This window comes from Prevotella sp. oral taxon 317 str. F0108, from assembly GCF_000162415.1.
GTDB classification, from domain to species: domain Bacteria; phylum Bacteroidota; class Bacteroidia; order Bacteroidales; family Bacteroidaceae; genus Prevotella; species Prevotella conceptionensis.
Genome location: NZ_GG740075.1, coordinates 186,722 through 209,646, shown reverse-complemented (window position 1 = coordinate 209,646; position 22,925 = coordinate 186,722). Strand labels below are relative to the sequence as shown.

Annotated in this window: 14 protein-coding genes; 5 read left to right on the top strand and 9 right to left on the bottom strand. The window is 50.3% G+C overall.

Features of this window, described 5'->3' with window-relative positions; genetic code table 11:
* Nucleotides 1-116 precede the first annotated feature (116 nt).
* Entirely contained in the window at nucleotides 117-1,682 is a 1,566-nt protein-coding gene (locus tag HMPREF0670_RS12155; protein WP_009231452.1) for an endonuclease, read from the top strand.
* A gap of 417 nt (nucleotides 1,683-2,099) precedes the next feature.
* Here HMPREF0670_RS12155 and HMPREF0670_RS12150 read toward each other — a convergent pair whose 3' ends face one another.
* The 8 genes from HMPREF0670_RS12150 to clpP form a co-directional block, all read right to left on the bottom strand.
* Nucleotides 2,100-4,412, bottom strand: coding sequence for a zinc-dependent metalloprotease (locus HMPREF0670_RS12150; protein ID WP_052296886.1), 2,313 nt, complete (start codon nucleotides 4,410-4,412; stop codon nucleotides 2,100-2,102).
* Between the two features lie 81 nt (nucleotides 4,413-4,493).
* The gene (locus tag HMPREF0670_RS12145; RefSeq protein WP_009231450.1) at nucleotides 4,494-6,125 is read right to left on the bottom strand and encodes a PKD-like family lipoprotein; all 1,632 of its coding nucleotides are present in this window, start codon (nucleotides 6,123-6,125) and stop codon (nucleotides 4,494-4,496) included.
* 142 nt (nucleotides 6,126-6,267) lie between these two features.
* Nucleotides 6,268-6,942, bottom strand: coding sequence for a DUF4843 domain-containing protein (locus tag HMPREF0670_RS12140; RefSeq protein ID WP_009231449.1), 675 nt, complete (start codon nucleotides 6,940-6,942; stop codon nucleotides 6,268-6,270).
* Between the two features lie 12 nt (nucleotides 6,943-6,954).
* A complete protein-coding gene (locus tag HMPREF0670_RS12135; RefSeq protein ID WP_044078252.1) occupies nucleotides 6,955-8,472 on the bottom strand; it encodes a RagB/SusD family nutrient uptake outer membrane protein in 1,518 nt (505 codons plus the stop codon).
* Between the two features lie 15 nt (nucleotides 8,473-8,487).
* Complete coding sequence (locus HMPREF0670_RS12130; RefSeq protein WP_009231447.1) at nucleotides 8,488-11,622, bottom strand: SusC/RagA family TonB-linked outer membrane protein; 3,135 nt, start codon at nucleotides 11,620-11,622, stop codon at nucleotides 8,488-8,490.
* Nucleotides 11,623-12,405: 783 nt separating this feature from the next.
* The gene (recQ, locus tag HMPREF0670_RS12125; RefSeq protein WP_009231446.1) at nucleotides 12,406-14,583 is read right to left on the bottom strand and encodes a DNA helicase RecQ; all 2,178 of its coding nucleotides are present in this window, start codon (nucleotides 14,581-14,583) and stop codon (nucleotides 12,406-12,408) included.
* 220 nt (nucleotides 14,584-14,803) lie between these two features.
* Nucleotides 14,804-16,036: an ATP-dependent Clp protease ATP-binding subunit ClpX gene (clpX, locus tag HMPREF0670_RS12120; RefSeq protein WP_009231444.1), complete on the bottom strand. Its 1,233-nt coding sequence runs from the start codon at nucleotides 16,034-16,036 to the stop codon at nucleotides 14,804-14,806.
* 165 nt (nucleotides 16,037-16,201) lie between these two features.
* A complete protein-coding gene (gene clpP, locus HMPREF0670_RS12115; protein ID WP_009231443.1) occupies nucleotides 16,202-16,864 on the bottom strand; it encodes an ATP-dependent Clp endopeptidase proteolytic subunit ClpP in 663 nt (220 codons plus the stop codon).
* 479 nt (nucleotides 16,865-17,343) lie between these two features.
* Between clpP and HMPREF0670_RS12110 the strand changes: the two genes are divergently transcribed.
* Nucleotides 17,344-18,150, top strand: a complete 807-nt coding sequence (locus HMPREF0670_RS12110) for a hypothetical protein (protein WP_232213920.1) — start codon at nucleotides 17,344-17,346, stop codon at nucleotides 18,148-18,150.
* Nucleotides 18,151-18,617: 467 nt separating this feature from the next.
* On the opposite strand, the gene HMPREF0670_RS12100 is transcribed toward HMPREF0670_RS12110, so the two are convergent.
* Entirely contained in the window at nucleotides 18,618-18,854 is a 237-nt protein-coding gene (locus HMPREF0670_RS12100; protein WP_044078249.1) for a hypothetical protein, read from the bottom strand.
* Between the two features lie 347 nt (nucleotides 18,855-19,201).
* Here HMPREF0670_RS12100 and HMPREF0670_RS12095 point away from each other — a divergent pair, with 347 nt between their 5' ends.
* The 3 genes from HMPREF0670_RS12095 to HMPREF0670_RS12085 all read left to right on the top strand — a co-directional run bounded on the left by HMPREF0670_RS12095 (nucleotide 19,202) and on the right by HMPREF0670_RS12085 (nucleotide 22,465).
* Nucleotides 19,202-20,479 (top strand): replication-associated recombination protein A, encoded by a 1,278-nt coding sequence (locus HMPREF0670_RS12095; protein ID WP_009231441.1) that lies wholly within the window; start codon nucleotides 19,202-19,204, stop codon nucleotides 20,477-20,479.
* Nucleotides 20,480-20,677: 198 nt separating this feature from the next.
* On the top strand, nucleotides 20,678-21,637 hold the full coding sequence (locus HMPREF0670_RS12090) for a D-2-hydroxyacid dehydrogenase (RefSeq protein WP_009231440.1): 960 nt from the start codon (nucleotides 20,678-20,680) through the stop codon (nucleotides 21,635-21,637).
* A gap of 183 nt (nucleotides 21,638-21,820) precedes the next feature.
* Nucleotides 21,821-22,465 (top strand): trimeric intracellular cation channel family protein, encoded by a 645-nt coding sequence (locus HMPREF0670_RS12085; RefSeq protein WP_044078248.1) that lies wholly within the window; start codon nucleotides 21,821-21,823, stop codon nucleotides 22,463-22,465.
* Nucleotides 22,466-22,925: the final 460 nt, after the last annotated feature.

Genomic DNA, 22,925 nt, shown 5'->3' with positions numbered 1-22,925 from the left:
AATTCACGGAAACAAACCTACTTAGAAAGCCGAAAGAAAAGGCAAGACAATGGCTACATATCTGAAAGAAAATCGTTACATTTGCAAAACACCAACTATAAACAAATAAAAACGATATGGGAATAAAAAGATTTACTCACATTCTCTTGGCTCTTGCAATGGCCACATGCGCATGGGCACAAGGTCCGAACGGGTCGGGAACATATTACCAAAACGCCAACGGACAAAAGGGAGAGGCATTAAAAACCGCCTTGAGCAAAATTATCTCTACAGGTGCGGTAGACATAGGTTACAATGCACTTTGGAAAGCGTACCAAACAACCGACGTCCGACCAGACGGTACGATTTGGGACATCTACTCGAACATAACCAAATACGACCCCGAAACAGGCCATCAGGGGAGTTATAAGAAAGAGGGCGACGTGTATAACAGAGAACACACCACGCCGCAAAGTTGGTTCAAGAAAGCTAGTCCAATGAAAGCCGACCTCTACCACGTGTTCCCCTCAGATGGATATGTCAACAACAGGCGTGGCAGCTTTCCCCTAGGCGAAACTAACGGCGAGGAATACAAGTCGGAAAATGGGTTTAGCAAGCTGGGGAAAAGCACCACACCAGGCTACAACGGCACCGTTTTCGAACCTGCCGACGAATTTAAGGGCGACTTAGCCAGGGCTTATTTCTATATGGCCACGCGCTATGAAGACAAGGTTGGCACTTGGAGCGGCGGCGTTTATGGGAATAGCAGTTACCCTGGACTGGCAAAATGGGCTTTGGATATGTTCATTCGCTGGTCGGGAAAAGACCCTGTTAGCCAAAAAGAAGTGGATAGAAACAAAGCCGTATATAAGTTGCAAATGAACAGGAACCCGTATGTGGACTATCCCGGACTAGAACAATACGTGTGGGGAACGCAAACGAGCACGGCATTCGACTATGCCAACTATGTGGCTCCTAACGGAAACAACAAGCCCAACAATCCTAACGAACCCAACAAACCAGACGAACCCAAACAGCCCGACAATCCAGGCAACGAGACCACGCCACCAGCAGGCGCAATGGTGTTCCACAAGGTTACATCGACTAGCGACTTGCAAGCTGGCAAATATTACCTTATCGTTAACGAGACAGCTAAGGCGGCTTTGAGCGCAACAAGCAAGAATGCCCGCGCGTATGCTAGGGTAGAGATTGTCGGAAATGCCATCACAACAGAAGTGAATACAAATGGAAAGCCACACGCATTGACACTTGGCGGAACGGTTGGGAGCTATACGTGGTTTGATGCCACTGAGAAAAAGTACTTGGCTTACACGGGTCCGAAGAACTCACTAAACAATGCTAACGATGCAACGGCAGCCAGTGCCCAATGGCAAATAAGCATAGACAGCGAGGGAAATGCTGTTATCAGCAACAAGCAAGCCACCGTACGTATGATTAACTACAATAGCAGCCAACCGCGTTTTGCATGCTATATGGGGTCGAACAAACAAGAACCCATTCAGCTGTACGTATCAACCGCAACGACAGACATCCGTAACCTGCCGCAAGTTGAAACAAATGGAGTGAACGTTTATTCCATCGACGGCCGCTTGCTACGCGCCAACGTGCAACAAGAGGATGCCTTAATGGGTCTGCCGAAAGGCATGTACATTGTCGGCAAAAAGAAATTTGTGGTGAGATAAGGCAAGAGGGTGCGGCGTAATAGCACCGCTTAACTTGTACGCTGCCGACAAAGGGAATGCGCTTGTTGCCTTTGTTCGGGACTGCACGCTGGCCATTCTCGAAACAAACTAAGCCGCAAGCCGTGTCTATTATGCAAAACAACCAACCCTAACATAAACCAAACAGGTTGGGGCATTTACACTACTATGCGTTGTTGTTGGCCTATCAGACACCCCGTGTCGCGACAATAGGCTAACAACAACGCAACAATAAAGCCAACAAAGATATTTTTTTAGAACCAGCCTATACGGAGAAAGACATCCTATCGTGTGATGCCCTGCACTACTCCTTATTATATATAGGCGCGCGAAAGCACGCTCATCAAAGCACCGCTGATGAGGGTACGCACCAAGGCGTGGACATCATACCACGCCCGTTTACTTCCGCCTGACTTGTCGCCTACCCCTTAACGGTTTTTTATTCGTGGGCACACACACTTTGCTCATCTGCCAATTAACCTCTACAAGCAAAGGGGCTGAGATGGAAGTGGCCTCTTCCCCGTTCAAGTTCAAAAGCAGTTTGAGATGTTTCTCGCGAAAATCTTGCAACAGTTCTTTACCTTTCGTTGTTCCTGTTTGCGACACAAACAAGGCTGTATAGGCACTCCGCAGCATTTCAACAGACGTTAATCGCGGCGATTGAGAGCAGTCCCAACTATCTATTTCCATTAACGCTTGTTTCCATATCTCAAAAACTTCCTCGCAAAACTTATCCCTTTTGTCTTTCATGTTGATGCCCAACATGCGGCCACGTTCGGCATTAAAGAGCCAATAAGGGGGGTGCCAAAGATGCTTTTCCACAAAGTTCAGCGTGCGATGTGCCACGTCTGGCGGCTCGACGACGAAGATAAGCGAGTCGGCAGCGGCGAGGCGCAGGCCAATAAAGTGCGCCATTACCTGCCGCAGCATGTCGAAATAGTGTTCTACAAGCCCTTCTTGTCGGTTGCGAAAGCTGTAACGCTCCACGCTGTCGCGCCAAACCCAAATGGTTGAGTCGGCACATAGCAGGCGTAAGTTCTCCATTCCTTGTGCATTAACGGCCAAATGGTCGTTTCCCAAGTCTTCTGCTTGCGCCATAACGTCCAGTCCGTCGCGAAAAGCCAGCAAGCTATCGGCCAGACATTTCTTCGCCCACTGTTCGCGGTTAGCCGCTCTTTCGGCCGCATCCTTACCAGGAAAAAGGCGGTAAGCCCATTCAATCGCCCAGCGGTCGTACACGCCAAGCCGTGCAATGCGGTTGCGCAAGCTAGCCTTATCCGTTGGCCGAAGGGCGTAATTGCACCGCACATAGTCCATTATCGAGGTTGTTATGCCGTTGCGGGTGAGGAAAGCGTCATTGCGAAGACTGTCAATAGAGAAGTGCGCCGAACCCAAAAAGTTGTGTTCTAGCCCCAAAGTGTGGCCCACTTCGTGCGTAAGAACCAACTCAAGCAACACGTTCATCACCGAATCGGGCAAGTTTGGCTGTCGTCCCACAGGGTCGTTGGCTCCACATTGCACAAAATACCATTGTCTAAGCAGGTCTAACACCCCGCTAAACACCCCTATATGGCAGCCCACCACCTCGCCAGCGCGCGGTTCGCACGGCGTAGGGCCATAGGCATTGCGGAAAGTTGACTCTTTCCAAGAGATAAACGGCACGCCAATATCGTAGGGGCAGAAGTCGGAATTGGCCGAATCGGCTGGTGCAAGCTGTGCGTCGATGGCGTTTTTAAAGCCAGCCTGCTCAAATGCCGGCTGCCAATTGCGCACGGCCTGCATTACGGCAGCACGATATTGCGGCGGCATTTGGCGGTCTACATAAAACACGATGGGGCGTACGGGTTCAACTAGTTCGCCGTTTAGGTAGCGTTGGCGCAACGCAGGCGGCACTTCCAACCGCCAACGCTTAACGAAAGCGCGCCGACGAGGTGCTCGATTCGCATCGTAACATGTGCGATTGATGCGAAAAAAGGCTCTAGGATGCGCCTCCACAGGCTCTATTGGCTGTTTAGGCAGCAGCGCAATGCACACGCCCGTCCGCCAATAGTCGGCTTGCGAGGTTGTATCGTCAGACTCCGTATCACTAAACAGCGACTTCCGTTCGTACTTACGCGAAATCTGAAACAAGAAACGGTCGGGCTTTACGTCTATCCGTTCAATCTTATCAAACTGCTTTTGCTTTTCGCCCAGTCGCAAATCGTAGTACGCAATGCCCAGGGAGAATAGCGGAAAGTCCTTAAACCACTCGCCCACTTCAACCAAAAGGCTGTTGGGCGAGCGTTGCACGATGGGCAGACGGTCGTAAAGTCGGGTGGTGGCACTTTGCAACGCCAAGCGCGAAAACACCGAGGTGCTGTCTACCAACATGCGCTTGTACTGCGGATGCGTAATCCATAACTTGTCGCCATGCTCCTCTATACAGAAGAAAACAGGACCAATCATATCGCCAGCATAACCCCACTTGGGTCCCTCCTTGGTTATTTTTGCCGGCTTGGGGGCGGTTAATACGGTGAGCGACACCACAAATTCGCGCCCCAACAGCGTGTCGGGAATTTCCCAATAAAGCCGCTCGCCCACCTTATATGTGGTGAACAGACCATGAGAAACCAACGCTTGGGGATTGTTTGCGAAGAAATGCGGGGCCGTTTGCGCCTTAGCCACAAAAGACAATAAGGCAGAAAAGACAACCAAACACAATCTACGATACATGATGACAGATGTTGAAAGCATACGCAAGAAACGCTCGCCGATGACGAGAAGCCAACAGACGGGCGTTTCTATACATGGCCTTTATTCGTAATTAAATGCGATGTCGACTATTTTTCCAAAGGGCAGACTGCCGTTGCCATAAACAAAACTGGCGTTAGAAGTACGTGCCAAGTCGCCGGCGGCCGTGAGTTTCAGTTCAACCACCGTACCTTTACCGCCCTGATTATAGGCCACGCCCAACGTTGTACCTAGGGTTTCTGTCGTTTCGCGGTCCTTAAACTTCGCGCAAACCACTTGTGCATCGGCAGGTGCAGCATATATTTCCACCACCTTATTGCGCTTTAAGTCTATACGATACACCTTATTTGCAGCAGCCATAAAGAGCAAATCGGCCGAATAAGCATAACTTGCGGTAAACTTAGCGGTCTTTAAATTCACCTCGCCCGGCATGTCTACGGTGTATTTAGCTGCACAAAATGGCTCCGTGCTACGACAGCTGAACTTGAACACGGTTAACTGTTTGCCGGCATCATTATAGCCAACAGCATATAGCTGATTGCCAAAAGCACCGCCTGCCACAATGTCGACAATGGTCAATTCGGCAGGTACATTGTCGGGATCGAACACATTTACGTATGTGCCTCGTTGCCCAACGGGTTTCAATTCTACGCCCTTATCGGTCCACGAGCCGTAACCCTTGCGTAACGAAACCGATGATTTGGGTGTACCATAGAAGTCTTGCAAACCCAAAGAGCCACGTTTCAAGAAACGATGGGCACCCGAATCGTAGAAGTACAAGGCGTTATTGCCAGCCCCGTAAGCCGAGATGGCGGGGTACTTGTCGCCCTCTTTCAGCGAATAAGGCACGCACGCGCCATCCATGTGGGCAAAATAGGCCTTGCTATTATTAACAAACAGCTCGCCGTGGGTGTCCATCTTATAATTTTCTATCTTTATAGGCGTACCCTTGGCAGTAGGCTCGAAGAGTATTTTGTCTGTGGAATACTTTACGGCAAGCGTACTGGGCGTAACAAAAGCCACGCCTTCTGTGGTGGCGATTACCATACCAGGATTGGCCGTAAAGCCCCAAAAGCCGAACAAACTGGCAGCTTCTTTGTTTCCATATACCTTACGTGCAGCCACGGCCAATGGCTTACCGCTAAGCGGGAAAGGCTCGTTGCGTTCTGATTGGTAGACGTCGGCAAACACAAAGTGGCCTTCGGGCGTGCCTTCAACGGCTCCCAACTGGGCCTTTCCACCCTGTTCGTACAACACAAACCAACAAGGGTTGAATGGTTTCACTATTTTCACCTGCGTTGTTTTAAACCATTGCGTGCCGTTAAGCTTGTCTGTCACAACAAGCAGCAACCCGATGTTGTCCGTTTGTCCGCTTTTCACCGTCACTTTACAGGCTTTTCCCTGGGCGTATGGGGTGTAGTCGGTCATCTTATCCGACATGGCCTTGGCTCCTTCTTTGGTTATCAGCCATTGAAAGTCGAGGTTTTCTTCACCAGTTTCCTTCGTTTGCACGATGGTTGGCGTAAGCGTAACCTCCACATCGTCCACCTTTGGCATGCGCACTTGCTGTTCGGCAAGTTCTATGTTAACGCCATTCACGTCGTGATAATCGTAGTTTCCCTTATCTTCGTAGCATCCAGCCAAGGCGAACGCCAAGACAGATGCGAGAATTGTTTTCGTGAGTTTTGGTTTCATTGTCGTTTATCTTATCGTTTATTCGTCCCCAAACGGGCATTAGCGTTGGGCACAGTCTTAAAATAACTAACTTGTGGGGATTTCGAAGAAAGACAACTAGTGTATTGCCACTATATCCCCGAAAGCCACACACGTACCTTGCCTAGAACGATATGACATTGCCGTCATCGTCCAGAATGTCGGGCTTTCCGGCCTTCACATATTCCTCGTAGGCTTTGGTAACGGTTTCATAATCGTCGTAAGAAATATTGGAATAGGCCTTGCCCAGCACGTCCATCATAAAGATGTACTTGCCATTGCTGTACTTTCCCCAATCTCCTTCTTCCCAATCATAGGGCCTCAACCGCCAGCGCACGTTCACCAACATTTGGTGTTTCTCCACCAGTCCCTTGTCGAACTGATGGGCAGCGTTGCCCAAATCGAACGCCACATAACAGCCGAAGGCCTTGTTTCCCCATTTCAGTTCGGGGCGTTTCACGCGTAAACGATAGGTTTGGCAAACGGTATCGAGGGCCGAATAGGTGTACTTGTCGGCCAATTCCAGTTCGGGTGCGGCCTCATATCCTTCTGCTGGCTGCACTTTCAGGCAAAAATCGCGTGGCGCATTGAGGTGTACGCCTTGTATGCGTACCTCAAAACTATCGGTTTTAAACGCTGTTTTCTTTATGTAATCGGTGTCTACAAACTCTATAATACGTTGACTCCACTCAAAGTTTAGGCGTGGCGACTGGTCGTAAAGTTCTATTTCGTTTTGCTTGCACCCCACAAAAGCGGCTGATACAAACAGCACGGAGAGTATATATAAGATGTGTTTCATACCTTTTTACGCTTAATTGTTGTTACCATGTATCGTTTCTCCATCGGGCAGCGGTATTTGGTATTGCGCCTTGGTCATGCTCTTCACCGCACATCCCAACCATGTTTCGTAGTTGTGCGCTTTGAGGAAGAAGAAGAGTTTGCCCTCGGCAAAGAACTCCTTACGATACTCTTTCATGATTTCGTTGATGCGCTTGGTTTGCGTTCTGCTAACACCCGGCATGGGTTCAGGGTCGTCGTAATGCTCGGTTCGTATCTCGTCGGTAAACGATATGCCGCGTGCAAAGCGCACGGCGTTAAGTGCATCGGCACTTTTCTGCGCATTGGGTTCGCACTCGGCCACGATATAATACATTTCGGGCAAGCGAATTAGCGGTATGGCATTTGCCCCAACATAGCCGTAAGCCTCCTTCAAAGGCTTTTGATTGTACTTACGGCAGAAGGCCACAACGTCGCTACTGCCCGTAAGTTCGAACATTTCGGGCAGCTTGCGCCAATCGGTTACGCCTGCGCCAGCGGTTTCGTAGAACTCGTTGAAGTTGTCTTCGCTCGTGGTATAGTGCATGTCGCTGCGCTTACCCTCGGCATCCATGTGGTTAGCCGTAAGCAACTTGTCGAGTTCGTGTATCGAAATGCCGAAGATTTGCTCGCTATAACGGATGGAATTATAGTTGGCGGCCGACTGCGCATCAATGAGTTTGAAATGCTGGTTGGCATCAATCACCTCGCGCGCATACTTTACGGCCAAGGCTTTGCTTTCGGCATCGCCCTTATAACAGTACACCCTAGCAAGCATGGCCTTAACGGCAAAGAGGTTCATTCGGAACTCGCGGTTTACCAAAAAGCCGTTCTTCAACTTGTACTCCTCGGCGTCTGGGTCGGTGAAAAAGTCGAGCGGGTCGGATGTTTTGAGCAAGTTCTCGGCCTCGTGAAGGTCTTTCAGCACCGCCTCTACCACCGCTTGGGCAGTTAACACGGGCGTTGGCACGCGGTTGTATGTGGTTCTATAAGGTATGGCCTTTGCGTTGGGTTCCTCTTTATATATAGGTCCGAAGAGGCGCAACAGGTCGAAATGTAAGAAAGCACGCAAACCCAAGGCCTCGCCGCGTATGGTTTCGTAATAGCGGGGCGTTACCAGCACGTTGCGTTTCGTCTCGGTATAGCCGATAATGTTGTTCACATTGGCGATAACATTATAGAGTTCGGCATATATGGCGTTCTTTTTCGACTTGAACTTATTATCGTAATCGTACACGAAACTCTGGTCGAAAACAGCCGAAGTCTCGTATCCGGGATAGCCCGTGTACAGTCCGCCCAACTCGTCTATATAGCCATAAGACAGGTCGGCGCCGTAAAGCGTGGCCGAACCAAGCTTGATGTACACGCCCGTAAGGGCATCTTTAAAGCCCGACTCCGAGCTAAACTGCTTATCGGCGGGTATGGAGGTCTTGGGTTCTACGTCTAACCAGTTGTTACAAGCGGTAAGTCCCAACATCGCCACCAGCAATAATATATGTATTTTCTTCATCATTGTGTCCTACTTAAGTTAAAATCCGACGTTGAGCGAGAATATAAATTGGCGTGAGAAAGGATAACTTGTACCCCTTTCTCGCTTTACGGTAGAGAGGTAGAAGAGGTCTTCCATGTTGAAAGCAAGCCTTGCCGAGTTAACCCCCAGCCTCTTAATGAAGGGTGTATTGTTGCGGTCCATGCGGTAATGGAGCGAAAGCGAACTGCCTTGCAGCACGTTCTCGTCCATGACAAAACGCGAAGTGGCCTTCGTTTCCGACCCGCGGGGGCTTATTTCGCGGAACATGGCCCTGTCGCCAGGCCTTAGCCATCGCAGTTGCGTTACGCGGCGGTCGGCATTATATTTAAGATTGGCGTTCTCCACCTTGTCGATAAGGGTTTGATTGTACACTTGTCCGCCGAAACGATACAGCATACTCACGTCGATGCCCCAGCCCATGTAGGTGAACGAGGTGTTGATGTGGCCTTGCCAAGTTGGTTCGGTGTTGCCAACAGGCACTGCATCCTTGGCATCCCAGTTCACTGCACTGGTCATTTCGCCGTTGCGTTTCAGCAATATCTCGTTGCCCGATGCGGGGTCGATACCCAACGAGCGCACCACCCAAATGCGATTAACCGACTGTCCCTCTTCGTAGCGCGGCAAGGGAGCGTTTTTCAGGTTGCCGGCATTCACTTCGTTGATGTGGCGCATGGCCTCTGATATTTCCAACAGCTTGTCTGCATTGTGCGATCCGTTAAGGGTGACGGTCCAGTACGACTGTCGTGCCACGTTGCGATAAGGTATGGCCGAGAGCGTTAGTTCCCAACCGCGGTTTTCTAGCTTACCGATGTTCTCCGGATATTGGGCAAAGCCTACCGATGGGGCAAGGCTAACCATCGTTATCATGTTGCTGGTAACCTTACGATAGTATTCCACACGTGCGGTAAGCCGATGGTCTAGCGCACCGAGCTCTAAGCCAAAGTTTAGGTTGCGCGTTGTTTGCCACTTCAACTTTTCGTTGTGCATGGCCAGTATTTCGCTGCCTGTGGCATCCGAAGAGTAGTAGGGCAAAAGCAAGTTGGCGTAGGTGTAATAGCCGTGAGCTTGGTAAGGGTTGAAACCTTGCGAGCCCGTTGTGCCATAGGTGGCACGCAGCACGAAGTCGGAGAGCCACGACAAGTTGGCCAAGAGCGACTCTTTCTTCACGTCCCAGCGCAAACCCGTTGACCAGAATGGCGCCCAACGGTTGTCTTTGCCAAACTCTGACGAACCATCGAGTCTCAAGTTGAAGTCTACCGAGTACTTATACTTATACGAATAGCCGCCGGCCACTACCCATCCAATACTTCTGCTGGTGGTTTCAATGCCGTCTACCTTCTCGTTATACTTCTTTCCGAAAAGCAAGTTGTCCATATTGTCGTTGGGGAAACCCGTAACATAGTTGCCGTAAGTTTCTCTGCTATGTTCTTGAACGCTCATTCGGGCATTGGCCGTTATATAATGGTCGTCCAGTTGCTTGTTCCAGCTACCCGTAAGGTCGATGCCCCACTTCACCAACTCGCTTTGGCTGCGGCGATAATCGCCCCGAAGTGTGGGATCGGTTTGCCCATCAAAGTCCGTATGCTGTGCAGGACGGAACTTATCTCGATTGCCCACACTCTTCGATAGCGAGAAGGCCGCCTCAAAGCGCAGGTCTTTTAGGGGGGTGTACTCCACTTTAAACAGTTCGCGTACGCTAAAATTCTTACTCCTGTCTTTGCTGTTGAAAGTGGTGTTGTACATCGGATTGAGGTAATCCGTATCTCCGCCCAATCCCGAAAAGTCGTCTAGGCGTTTCAGCAACTCGCCATTTTCGCCATAAGGTCTAAGGTATGGGTTGAGTTGGGTGTACTGATCGAAACTTCCCCAAGGCGATTCGTCGGCCGTAGAATTATCTATTGCGATGCTATTTTTGAGCAACACATTCGGCAATCGGTATTGAAAGTCGAGCGCACCCGTTAGCACATCGCGCTTACTACCCTTCATCACACCAGGCGAATGGTTGTAGCCCACGTACAAACGATAGCGCAAAGCCTCGTCGCCACCCTCTAACGTAACGGTGTGCCGCTGCTGCAAGGAGGTTTGCAATGGCTTGTCTAGCCAATAAGTGTCCACTCCCGACAGCACTTGGCGCAGCTTAGATTGGTACAATCTCCATTTATCCACTGTTGGTCCGCCCATCGTGTACAGGCCGCTAATGCGTTCGGCTTCCAGCTTTTCGCGGGCGTTCATTAGGTTATAGCCCGTTAGGTCGGGATTTTCAATGCGCAGTTCTCCGCCGTAAGTAACCCATATCCGCCCAGGCTTTGGCGTTTTCATCTCGATAACGATAACGCCATTGGCGGCTCGCGAGCCATAAATGGCCGTGGCAGCGGCATCTTTAAGCATGACGATAGATGCAACGCGATCGGGGTCGAGGTCGGCCAAGGCCTGCACGCTAATTTCAAATCCATCCATGATAAGCAGCGGTTGGTTGGCGTAAGTTTCGTATTCGCCTTGCACAGCCAACAGCTTACTACCGGCAGAACTTCCCAAATCCATGTTTGCTCCGCCGCGCATACGCATGTCGGGCAAGCCGTTGGGGTTAGACCCATTGACGATATTCTCGGCGATACGCAAGCCAGGGGCGATGGCCGACAAGGCTTTGGCGATGTTGGTGGTGCTGTAACGCTTGATGTCTTCGCCCTTAATGGTGACGGCCGAGCCAGTAAATCCCTCCTTTTTTCGGTTGAACATACCCGTTACCACAAACTCGTCGAGCATCTTGGCGTCTGATTTGAGCCTTATCGTAAGGCTAGCCTTGGCCTTAACGCTTAGGGGGTGCATGCCCACATAGGTTACGCGCAACTCACTTCCCTGCGGAATGCTGGGCAAGAAGAAGTTTCCATCGCCGTCGGTGACGGTCTTTTGTCCTGTGGCCGTTGCCGTTACGGTAGCTCCCATCACGGGCAATCCGTCTTCATCGGCCACTACATTGCCCCGCACGTCCACCCTTCCGTCGTTGCCCTTTTGTGTAAGGGGCGCACGTTGCGCGTCCTTATCAGCAATGGGTACAACGGCCCATGCGCAGAAAAGGGGAAAAAGCAGAAGTGAACATAAGGCAAAGCCTCTTAGCACTAGGTTCTTTTTCATAATCAGTTGTTTTGAGATTGGTATTCTTGTAGTCCATGTTCACATGGGCAACAGGCTGCGCTAACGCATCTGGTAAGCCTTGTTCATGGCTATTGTATAGCTAGTTGTTTGCGTGTCGGCATTTCATGGAGAACGGTCGGCACTGGGTTAGCAATGTGGCTAGTATATGGTGTGCGGTAGATTTCTGCGTATTGGCACACACCCTTGTTAGTTTAAAACACGTATTTACGCCCGCAAATTTAGGATTTATTTTACATATAAACAAGCTTTTAGGTTATATTTGCATCATTTGTTCATATAAACACGGCAAATGGAGCAAAAAAGACAGCTGCTCTTGCACCCGTTAGGGCATAAGAAACGGTCGTCATGCCCAATTCCACAACCTGGCTATTGGTGTTCCTTTCACCTCTCCTCTATCGGTTTCCACACCTTTCCTATATATAAACGTCTAAAGATTAAGGTCAACGGCCTTTCATCGCAACATGGATATGCAGACTAAACAACCTATGTTGCGATGAAGGAAAACGCGGAAACGATGCGCATTCCCCCACTAACCAAAGCCCTTATTGGGCAAAAAACAGGGAGGAAAAGGGCGAAAACGATGCACATCCCCACTAACCCAAACAGGCACAAGGCATGCTCCTTAGCATATCCTTGTGCCTGTTTATGTTTTGTTAGGCATAAAAACAACTAGCCATGTGTGTGCTTAAAAACGCAGTTTCACTGGCCTTGGCCATGCCATTAGGCCACGTCCATTATGCGCTGTGCGATAAAGGCGAAAATTTAATTCGCCATTTCCGAAAGGAACTTGATGCGTACCAGCCTTATGTCCTCCTCGGTATAGTCGCCGCCCAGTTCCTCAATAGCCACATCCAGGTCGTCTGTTTCGCTCGTTCTAAAATAGTCGTAGATGTCGTCCACGCGGTCTTCGTCCATCACCTCGTCGAGGAAATAGTCGATATTCAGTTTCGTTCCGCTGTTAACGATGGTTTCAATCTCGCTCAGTAGGTCGTCAAACCCCAGGTTAAGGGCTATGGCTATGTCGTCCAGCGCAATTTGTCTGTCGATGCTTTGTATGATTTTTACCTTGTTCATAGATTTCTTGGCTACGGTTCTTACTCTTAATTCTTCAGGTCTCTCTATTTGATTGTCTTCGCAATGTTTCTTTATCAGTTGGCAGAAAGCCTCTCCGTAGCGTTTGGCCTTGCCCACGCCCACGCCGGGGATGTTCTGCAATTCTTCGAGCGTAATGGGATATGTCACCGCCATCTGCTCCACAGACACGTCTTGGAAAATGACGTAAGGCGGCACGTTAAGCCGTTCGGCCATGTCTTTACGCAGCTGCTTGAGCATGACATACAGGTCGGGGTCGAGGGTAGAGCCACAGCCGTCGCGCGACTCTTCCACGAAATCGTCGTCAAAATCCTTGTCTTCCACTATCATAAACGACTGCGGATGCTTGATGAAACGGCGCCCTGCGGCAGTAACTTTCAGCAAGCCATAGTTCTCCACGTCCTTTTTCAGGTATCCCGCGATAAGCGCTTGGTGTATCACGGGGTTCCAAACCTTGTCGTCTTCGTCTTCTCCTGCGCCGAAGTCGTCTAGCTCGTTGTGCTTATGCGACACAAGGTCGTCGGTCGCCCTACCCTTAACAAAGTCCACAACATAGTCACTTCTGAAATTTTCCTTGATGGCCAGAACAGCCTTCAACACGATGAGCAACGCCTCCTTTGCCTCGCGTTTGGTTTTGGGGTGCAAGCAATTGTCGCAGTTATGACAATTGTCTTCCGTATAGTCCTCTCCAAAATAGTGGAGCAACATTTTGCGCCGACACACCGACGATTCCGCATAGGCGGCCGTTTCTAGCAGCAACTGCCTACCGATGTCTTGTTCAGCCACGGGCTTGCTTTCCATAAATTTCTCCAGCTTTTGCAGGTCTTTGTTTGAATAGAAAGTTATGCAAAGCCCCTCGCCGCCGTCGCGTCCGGCACGTCCTGTCTCTTGATAATAGCCTTCCAAGCTTTTGGGGATGTCGTAATGGATAACAAAACGCACGTCGGGTTTGTCTATCCCCATGCCGAAAGCGATGGTAGCCACAATCACGTCAATGCGTTCCATCAAGAAGTCGTCTTGCGTTTGCGAACGTGTTGCGCTGTCCAAACCAGCGTGATAAGGTTCGGCCTTAATGTTATTGGCCTTCAATATGGCCGAAAGTTCTTCCACCTTTTTGCGCGAAAGGCAATAAATGATGCCGCTTTTGCCTGCATGCTGCCTAATGAACATGATGATGTTGCGCTCCACCTCTTGCGTTTTGGGGCGCACTTCGTAGTAGAGGTTGGGGCGGTTAAACGAGCTTTTAAACTCTTTTGCATCGCAAATGCCCAGATTTTTCTTAATGTCCGAACGCACTTTGTCGGTGGCCGTGGCCGTAAGGGCTATCACAGGTGCATGCCCGATACGCAAGATGGTGGGCCTGATGTTGCGGTATTCGGGGCGGAAGTCGTGTCCCCACTCCGAAATACAGTGCGCCTCGTCTACGGCATAGAACGAAACCTTGATGGATTGCAGAAACTCCACGTTCTCATCCTTACCCAACGATTCGGGTGCAACGTACAAAAGTTTCGTTGCGCCGCGCTTAATGTCGTGCATAACCTGCTGAATGGCGGCCTTGTTAAGCGACGAGTTGAGGTAATGGGCCACGCAACCGTCTTCGCTCATGCCGTTCATCACGTCCACTTGGTTCTTCATCAAGGCGATGAGTGGCGAGATAACGATGGCCGTTCCTTCCATCAAGAGCGACGGCAGCTGGTAGCACAGGCTTTTTCCGCCACCTGTCGGCATCAGCACAAAGGTGTCGTTACCCGCAAGCAAATTGCGGATAATAGCCTCTTGGTCTCCTTTAAACGAGTCGAAACCAAAGTATTGTTTTAGCGGTTCTGTAAGATTAACGTCCTTAGTCATAAATGGTTTAGGTTTCACAGATGTGAGATTATTGGCTTTCGCGGTGGAAAACGAGTGTGATACAGGCGGCAGTGTGGGTTAAGCAAGATTGGCCAGGGGCTGGTTTTGCCTTGCTTTTCCAGGCTGTTTTGCTTGTTCGGCCCTGCTTGTCGGCTTACAAGTTTCCTGGCTTATCTTGCCCGGCACCCCCTTCAACACCGCCTGTTCACGGTTCTATCGTTCAGCTGGCCTGCTCTTGCAAGCCCGACTTGTCTAGTTGTTCTCTGGCATATTGCAAAGTAACATCGAATTGTTTCACCTTCTTCGACGGCACTTCGAACATGGCATCCATCATCACGGCCTCTACAATAGAGCGCAATCCGCGTGCGCCCAGTTTGTACTCCACAGCCTTATCCACGATGTAGTCTAGCGTTTCGGTGGCGAAACTCAGTTTGATGCCGTCCATCTTAAACAGCTTTTCGTACTGTTTGATGATGGAGTTCTTCGGTTCAACCAAGATTCGGCGCAAGGCCTCGCGGTCTAATGGGTTGAGATAGGTAAGCACGGGCAGACGACCAATGATTTCGGGTATCAGTCCAAACGACTTCAAGTCTTGCGGCAGAATGTATTTCATCAAGTCGCCCTTGTCTATCTTGCGCACGTTCTGCACCGAGTTGTAGCCCACCACGTGCGTATTAAGCCGCTGTGCAATCTTCCTTTCGATGCCGTCGAATGCTCCCCCGCATATAAACAAGATGTTTCGCGTGTCTACGTGAATGTAATCTTGGTCGGGATGCTTACGTCCACCCTTTGGCGGAACGTTAACCGTGGTTCCTTCCAGCAGTTTCAGCAGTCCTTGCTGCACGCCTTCGCCGCTTACGTCGCGTGTAATGCTTGGGTTATCGCTCTTTCGGGCAATCTTGTCAATCTCGTCTACGAAGACGATGCCGCGTTCGGCGGCCGCCACATTATAATCGGCCACCTGCAACAGTCGGCTAAGTATGCTCTCAACATCCTCGCCCACATATCCTGCCTCGGTAAACACCGTTGCATCTACGATAGTGAACGGCACGTCGAGCAGTTTGGCAATGGTTCGCGCCATCAGGGTTTTCCCCGTTCCTGTGCTACCCACCATGATGATGTTGCTTTTCTCAATCTCCACACCATCGTCGCCAATGGGCTGTTCCAAACGCTTATAATGGTTGTAAACCGACACCGAAAGATAACGTTTGGCCTCGTCTTGCCCAATGATGTATTGGTCTAGGTAAGCCTTGATATCCATCGGCTTGGGCACATTTTTCAGTGCATCGACTTTCTTTCCCTTAGCAGACTGGGCTTTCGAGGCATTGGCCGACTGCGTAATTTCGTAGGCCTGCTGTGCGCAGCTGTCGCAGATATACCCGTTTAGTCCTGCAATGAGATAGTTTACGTCTTTTTCGCTTCTTCCACAGAAGCTGCATACATTCTTTGACATCTATTATTTTCGTTAGTTAACGGACCTTCTTCATCCCCTCGCCGCCTTGCCTTCGCCATCAGCATAAAGGCAGGTCGGCCCCAACAACGTGTGCCGAGTAAAGGCGAAAGGGCTGTTGGCGTGGGCGGCATAAGCACACCCACGCGCAAAGAGCCGTTTTTAATGTCACTTCTTCACCAGCACCGAGTCGATCATTCCATACTCCTTAGCCTCTTCGGCGTTCATCCAGTAGTTACGGTCAGAGTCGTTCCATACCTTCTCAAAGGGTGTATGCGAGTGGTTAGATATGATGGTGTAGAGTTCTTTCTTAAATTTCAGTATTTCTTTTGCCTCGATTTCGATGTCTGAGGCCTGTCCTTGCACGCCGCCCAACGGCTGATGAATCATCACCCGGCTATGCGGCAGCGCCGAACGCTTACCCTCTTGGCCCGAAACGAGCAACACGGCGGCCATCGATGCGGCCATACCCGTGCATATCGTAGCCACATCGCTAGATATAAATTGCATCGTATCGTAGATGCCTAGCCCTGCCGTAACACTTCCGCCGGGGCTGTTAATGTAGATAGAAATGTCTTTTCCCGCGTCGGCAGAGTCGAGATACAGCAATTGCGCTTGCAGCGTGTTGGCCGTATAGTCGTTAATTTCGGTGCCGAGGAAGATGATGCGGTCCATCATCAGTCGCGAAAACACGTCCATCTGCGTAACGTTCAGTTGGCGTTCTTCCAAGATATAGGGATTGAGGTAAGCCGCTTGGGCCTTCATCACGTCGTCTACCACCATCCCGTTCATGCCGAGATGACCTGTGGCATACTTTCTAAAATCGTTCATATTCGTACTAATGTCCTTTCTTGATGATTGCGGTTCAGTGACGTTTGGCCACCCATTCCGCTTGTTTGAACAACAAAGTTAATAAAAAATTGTCTACTCCAAAAATATTAAGGGTATTTTTCAATGCCCATTTTTGGTGGTGCGCGCACGGCCGCGAGTCGGTACATGGCCACACCTATTATATAAGGTGGGTTCTATCACGCCACACATGCAATGGCGTGCCGCAACCACTTACACACCAATAAAGAAGCGGCAAATATCATACCACCGCCATGTTAAATCGCCAATATCTATTGCGGCTCTCGAAAAAACATCGTAATTTCGCAATTGGTATATCCACATAACCCCCTCTCCCCTAACGCCACGCGCACAAGGGATAATCAAACGCCGACAACATGAAACACGCTTGCTTATTGGTTTGTGTTTTGTTATGTTGCACAAACGCCCTGGCACAAGAACAAAAGAAGCACCGAAAAACGGTGCAAACCACCGAACGGCCGTTGCCCAAACCCCGACTGGCAGAGCCAAACCCCACGCTAAGTACTGCAACGGCACCCATCGCCACGCCCGACGTGCAAGAGAAACCGCTCTCGATAGCCGACTCCATTGCCGCTGCTCACCACTTTTGGAATGCTAACGACAACCTGAACCTGCGCCTGATGCAGCCCATGCCCACGCAGGCAACAAGCCTATCTACCACACCCGCCACCAACTACAACCGCGGTGGCCAACTAGGCGAATGGAAAGGCCTAAACTTTTATGGGCAGAGCTACCGCGAAACTTTTCCTGCCATGCTGGTAAGGCAAGGCGCGCTGGTGGGCGTTAGTCGCACTTGGGACAAGCTGTCGTTCTCGGCTTTCGCCTCGGCCGACCGCTATCGCACGTTCAACACGGCCACACAATTCGGCATTGGCGGCTCGCTAACCTATCGTTTCAGCCCGTATGTCAGCGCAACAGCCTTCGGCAGCTATTACAGCGTGCAGCCTTACCTATCTATGGCCGCATTCCCTTACATCAACAGTTCGGCCTACGGCGCTTATTTCACCCTCGACAATGGCCGTTGGGGCATAGACCTTGGTGTGCAACGGCGTTACGACCCCTATCGCGGCGAATGGATTGTTTCGCCTATTGTCACGCCAAAATATCATTTTTCAAAGAAGTTCACCTTAGAATTTCCAGTGGGCGAATTAGTACGCGACGTTCTTGAACGTGCCGTTTTCGGGCGCCGCAGCAACTCGCCAACAATCATGCCGCCACGTAATTTCAGACCCTTTCCCCGTCCGTAACACCCCACTTCCTTTGCTGTCCGCATCCTCCATACGAGCATTGCCCCTTGTATCAGCTCTTAAATACAAGTCGTTTTTTCGCATAGTTTATCCATATCGCGAACCATATCTACCGCAATCCAGCCCATAATGTAAAGTTTTTAGCACAAACTTTAACATTATGAGTGCCTCTTTTGCTCACCAATCGCCCACCTTGCTGCAAATAATCGATTCTCGCGAAGGTTTGTTTCGATGCAAAATGGGGTTAGTTGTACATGCAGACAAAATGAATATTTATTTCATCAAGCCGCGATTTGCACCACATTTTGGACTGTTTGCTGCTAAATGTAGTGCAATATGGTACAAAACGCAGTGCATTTTGGTGCTAAATGCAGTGCGTTTTGGTGCTAAACGCAAGGCGTTTTGCCGCTAAATGCAGTGCGTTTTGGTGCTAAACGCAAGGCAAAATGCCGCTAAATGCAAGCCGATTAAGCATAAATATACGCTGCAATGGTATAAACAAAACCTTTTAGAGCCATAAAAACATGGCCGAAAAGGGCAAAATAGCCGTTAAAAAGTGGGGTTTTAGGGGCTAAAAGTGCGTAATTGGGCTTAAAAAATAATGAGTTGGCAAGCAAACTAGAAAGGCAAAATGGTGCAAAACGCAGGTTAGCCAACCCTAAAACGAAGAAAAAGAAAACAGAAAAGATGAAAAACCGCGGCATTTACTATGCTTTTAGCCCCCTATTTTCTCTAAAACGCCTCACCGCGGAGGAGTAGTTTTGTAAAAATTAAAAACCAAATTTAACATATTTAATTCCAGTTGCATGATGCAGGCGTTTCTTATTGCATTGCATCGCGCCAACAACCAGGCTGCCAACAACACATAATGCTTTGTCAACGCACAAGTTATCAGAACCAGCCACGCGCTTAACGCACACTCTTTAATATCCAAACGAAGTGGGTTTGGGTGCAAAAAATCTCCCATTTTCATCCACAGGCCACCTTACATGGCCCTAATCTGCCTCCCATTTATTTTGTGGAGTAGTACGTTTTCGCTAACTTTGCAGCAATGAGTGAACCATTAGCCGAAAGAATGCGCCCACGCTCGCTCGACGATTACGTAGGGCAGAAACATTTAGTAGGGCCAAACGCCGTGCTGCGCAACATGATTGAGGGCGGTCGCATACCCTCTTTCATACTCTGGGGGCCACCTGGGGTAGGCAAAACCACGCTCGCACAAATCGTTGCAAAGAAACTAGAAACGCCCTTCTACACGCTAAGCGCGGTGACAAGTGGCGTTAAGGATGTGCGCGAGGTGATAGAAAAGGCCAAAGGCGGCCGCTTTTTCGGGTCGCATTCGCCCATCCTCTTCATCGACGAGATACACCGCTTCAGCAAATCGCAGCAAGACTCGCTGCTGGGAGCAGTAGAAAAAGGCATCGTTACACTTATCGGAGCCACCACCGAAAACCCATCGTTCGAGGTTATTCGCCCATTGCTTTCGCGTTGCCAGCTATATGTGCTGCAAAGCCTTAGCAAGGAAGACCTTGAAGAACTGATACAACGCGCACTGCACACCGACGTGGTTTTACAACAACGAAACATCGAGGTAAAAGAGAGCACAGCCCTGATAAGATACAGCGGAGGCGACGCGCGCAAGCTGCTAAACATTCTCGAATTGGTGGTTGAGGCCTCGCCTGCCAACGCAAGCCCTGTGCTGATAGACGATGAAACGGTGGTGAAATGCCTACAACAAAACCCCTTGGCCTACGACAAGGACGGCGAAATGCACTACGACATTGTGTCGGCTTTCATCAAAAGCATACGCGGCAGCGACCCGGATGCGGCTCTTTACTGGATGGCGAGGATGATTGAAGGCGGCGAAGACCCGCAGTTTATTGCGCGCCGACTGGTTATCAGTGCGGCAGAAGACATCGGTTTGGCCAATCCCAACGCCTTACTCATTGCCAATGCGGCCTTCGATGCCGTGATGAAGATTGGTTGGCCAGAGGGAAGAATTCCCTTAGCCGAGGCCGCAGTGTACCTAGCCACGAGCGCAAAGAGCAATTCGGCCTATCAAGGTATCAATGCCGCACTAGAAACGGCACGTTCAACGGGCAATCTCCCCGTGCCGTTGCACCTAAGAAATGCGCCAACCAGGCTGATGAAACAGTTGGGATATGGCGGCGGCTACAAATATGCGCACGACTACGAAGGGCATTTTGCCCAACAGCAATACTTACCCGACGAACTTCAAGACGCGCGCTTTTGGTTTGCACAGCATTCGCCTGCCGAAGAGAAACTATACCAACGGATAGTGCAGCTGTGGGGCGACAAGAAAAAATGAGCATGCAACCAATAGGCGGTGTCGTTGAGCCAAGGGCTGATGCACAAGCAGACAAACGCTCTTGTCGACTGCAAAACGACCTTGTCAACTCGTAAACAGGTAAACTTGTCAACTGTGCAATGCTCTTGTCAACTGCACCGCTCTTGTCAACTTGTCAACTAAATAACAACCCATACACCCATAAATATACTTTAAAACATGAAAATCGTTATACTAGATGGCTACACCGCCAACCCCGGCGACTACTCGTGGAAGGAGCTTAATAGCTTTGGAGAGGTTGAAATATACGACCGAACATCGCGCGACGAAGTGATTGCACGAGCCAAAGACGCCGACATGGTGCTAACAAACAAGGTGGTATTGAAGGGCGAAACGCTTGCACAACTACCCCAGCTGAAATACATCGGCATCTTGGCCACGGGATATAACATCATCGATGTTGACGAAACGCGCGCTCGCGGCATCGTGGTGGCCAACGTTCCTGCATACAGCACCGACAGCGTTGCACAGATGACGTTTGCACATGTGCTGAACATCACCAACCGCATTGAACACTACGCCGACCAAAACCGCAAGGGACAATGGAGCGAGGCGGCCGACTTCTGCTATTGGGACACACCCCTTAGCGAACTGGCCGGCAAGACATTCGGCATCGTTGGCCTTGGCCATATCGGACAAAAGGTGGCGCGCATCGCCCTTAACTTCGGCATGCGGGTTATCGCTTTTACGAGCAAAAGGGCCGAAGAACTGCCCGAAGGCGTGGAGAAAGCCAATCTCGAAGAGTTGCTGATGCAAAGCGACGTGCTGTCGTTGCACTGTCCGCTCACCGAGAACACGCGCGAAATGATTAACCGTCAATCGCTGACGAAGATGAAACGTGGTGCCATTTTGGTGAATACGGGTCGCGGACCGCTGGTGAACGAGGCCGATGTAGCCGAGGCTTTGGCCGAAGGTAGGCTGGCTGGTTATGGTAGCGACGTGATGAGTAGCGAGCCACCAAAGGCCGACAACCCGCTGCTTAAACAACCCAACGCCTTTATCACGCCCCATATAGCATGGGCAACGGCCGAGGCAAGAGGCCGACTGATGGCCACGGCCATAGAAAACGCCAAGGCCTTTATCGCAGGCAAGCCACAAAACGTGGTGAATGGGCTGTAAATAGGCGTGGCGCCCGGCGCAACATAGGCGTTTAGGAGAGGCTTTACAGCCATGCCTCCGACAACGAAACAGCGCACAATGCCTTGAAAGCACCGCCAACAGCATGGATGCCAGATGGGCAAAGAGAAAGCAAAAGCCCGTGCGCCATGCACGCCCTAACCCTTTCAGGATAATTATAAAGAGATGACATACAGAGACCCGGAACTGGTTCAGACCGTTCAAACCATAATAGAAATAGTAGGAACTTTCGCCTTTGCCATATCAGGCATACGCCATGCGTCGGCCAAACAGGTAGACTGGTTCGGCGGATTGGTGTGCGGTATCGCCGTTGCCATTGGCGGTGGAACGCTACGCGACATGATGTTGGGCGTTAAACCCTTTTGGATGACCTCGTCGGTGTACATGATTTGCACCGTGTTGGCCCTCCTTTCCATCATCGTTTTCGCCAAATACGTGCGGCGACTAGACAATGCGTGGTTCGTGTTCGATACGCTTGGGTTGGGACTCTTCACCATTGCAGGACTTCAAAAGGCCCTCGCCCTGGGGCATCCCTTTTGGGTTGCCATCATCATGGGCTGCATAACGGGGTCGGCAGGCGGTGTCGTTCGCGATGTGTTGCTCAACAATGTGCCACTTATTTTCCGCAAGGAGATATACGCAATGGCAAGCATTGCAGGCGGTTTGCTTTACTGGGCGTTGTACGCCTTGCGCGTAGAAGTTAGCCTCATCGTGCTCATCTGTTTCCTCTTTATCTGCCTTGTGCGGTTCCTGGCCATGCGCTATCACATCTCGCTACCCATTCTGCGCGAAGAAAAGCCCAAGGAATAGCAGGCAGATAGTCGCCAACGGGCAAGACACAACCATACACGGGGCAGCGGCGGATGCAGCCAGATGCGTGCTGCATTCGCCGCCCCACGCTCTCTACACCTTATTAATAACCAATAACACACAAAACAACTAACCATTAATTGAACCCATGAAACCAAGCAAGATTAAACAATTTGTCATTCAACTAGTAGTTGCCTATGTGATTATAGTCGTCGTGAAAATGCTCGCATGTATGGTTTTCGGCGAGCAGCTAGCCGTACACAGCATCCTCGCGTCGATTGAAACACTGACCTTTGCCTTATTCACATCGCTCTATATCAGCATCTTTGCCAAGAAATAAGATAGCCAAAGACGATGTTATACGGAACAAAAAAGGCTGCAAAGGCATCGCCAAACCACCTTGGCGCGTACCAATTGCAGCAGAAAAAATCCTTCATCCGAAAGGTGAGAAGATGCACAC

Bases quoted from the DNA above. Each gene is read 5' to 3' on its own strand.
- HMPREF0670_RS12155 (WP_009231452.1), top strand. From the start codon at position 117: ATGGGAATAAAAAGATTTACTCACATTCTCTTGGCTCTTGCAATGGCC.
- HMPREF0670_RS12150 (WP_052296886.1), bottom strand. From the start codon at position 4,412: ATGTATCGTAGATTGTGTTTGGTTGTCTTTTCTGCCTTATTGTCTTTT.
- HMPREF0670_RS12145 (WP_009231450.1), bottom strand. From the start codon at position 6,125: ATGAAACCAAAACTCACGAAAACAATTCTCGCATCTGTCTTGGCGTTC.
- HMPREF0670_RS12140 (WP_009231449.1), bottom strand. From the start codon at position 6,942: ATGAAACACATCTTATATATACTCTCCGTGCTGTTTGTATCAGCCGCT.
- HMPREF0670_RS12135 (WP_044078252.1), bottom strand. From the start codon at position 8,472: ATGATGAAGAAAATACATATATTATTGCTGGTGGCGATGTTGGGACTT.
- HMPREF0670_RS12130 (WP_009231447.1), bottom strand. From the start codon at position 11,622: ATGAAAAAGAACCTAGTGCTAAGAGGCTTTGCCTTATGTTCACTTCTG.
- recQ (WP_009231446.1), bottom strand. From the start codon at position 14,583: ATGACTAAGGACGTTAATCTTACAGAACCGCTAAAACAATACTTTGGT.
- clpX (WP_009231444.1), bottom strand. From the start codon at position 16,036: ATGTCAAAGAATGTATGCAGCTTCTGTGGAAGAAGCGAAAAAGACGTA.
- clpP (WP_009231443.1), bottom strand. From the start codon at position 16,864: ATGAACGATTTTAGAAAGTATGCCACAGGTCATCTCGGCATGAACGGG.
- HMPREF0670_RS12100 (WP_044078249.1), bottom strand. From the start codon at position 18,854: ATGCCGCGGTTTTTCATCTTTTCTGTTTTCTTTTTCTTCGTTTTAGGG.
- HMPREF0670_RS12095 (WP_009231441.1), top strand. From the start codon at position 19,202: ATGAGTGAACCATTAGCCGAAAGAATGCGCCCACGCTCGCTCGACGAT.
- HMPREF0670_RS12090 (WP_009231440.1), top strand. From the start codon at position 20,678: ATGAAAATCGTTATACTAGATGGCTACACCGCCAACCCCGGCGACTAC.
- HMPREF0670_RS12085 (WP_044078248.1), top strand. From the start codon at position 21,821: ATGACATACAGAGACCCGGAACTGGTTCAGACCGTTCAAACCATAATA.